This window comes from Pantoea sp. ANP04 (assembly GCF_041982285.1).
GTDB lineage: Bacteria > Pseudomonadota > Gammaproteobacteria > Enterobacterales > Enterobacteriaceae > Pantoea > Pantoea eucalypti.
Genome location: NZ_JAUTYS010000048.1, coordinates 1 through 761, shown reverse-complemented (window position 1 = coordinate 761; position 761 = coordinate 1). Strand labels below are relative to the sequence as shown.

Here is a 761-nt window from a genome sequence, read left to right as displayed (position 1 = left end):
AGAGCTACCAGGGCGACCCAGCCTCAGCCCTGCTGGAGACCCTCGATCCGGAGCAGAACGTCGACTTCCTCGACCATTACCTGGACCTGCGCATGGACCTGTCCAAGGTGTTGTTCGTGTGCACCGCCAACACCCTGGACTCGATCCCCGGGCCGCTGCTCGACCGCATGGAAGTGATTCGCCTGTCGGGTTACATCACCGAGGAAAAACTCGCCATCGCCAAGCGCCACCTGTGGCCCAAGCAGTTGACGAAAGCCGGTGTAGCCAAGAGCAGCCTGAGCATCAGCGACAGTGCCCTGCGCGCCGTGATCGACAGTTACGCCCGGGAAGCCGGGGTGCGCCAACTGGAGAAACAACTGGGCAAACTGGTGCGCAAAGCGGTAGTCAAGCTGCTGGACGAGCCGGATGCAAACATCAAGATCGGGCCCAAGGACCTGGAGGCCTCCCTGGGCATGCCGGTGTTCCGCAACGAGCAGGTCCTGAGCGGCACCGGAGTCATCACCGGCCTGGCCTGGACCAGCATGGGCGGCGCGACCCTGCCCATCGAGGCGACGCGGATTCATACCCACAACCGTGGTTTCAAGCTCACCGGCCAGTTGGGGGATGTGATGAAGGAGTCGGCGGAGATCGCCTACAGCTACGTCAGCTCAAACCTGAAAACCTTCAAGGGCGACCCGGAGTTCTTCGACCAGGCCTTCGTGCACCTGCACGTACCGGAAGGCGCCACGCCCAAGGACGGCCCCAGCGCCGGCATCACCATG

At 63.2% G+C, this 761-nt stretch carries 1 protein-coding gene; it reads left to right on the top strand.

The features are described 5' to 3' along the window. Nucleotides 1-761 (top strand): S16 family serine protease (locus Q7C21_RS22220; RefSeq protein ID WP_375151119.1); only part of this gene is annotated, 761 nt, incomplete at both ends.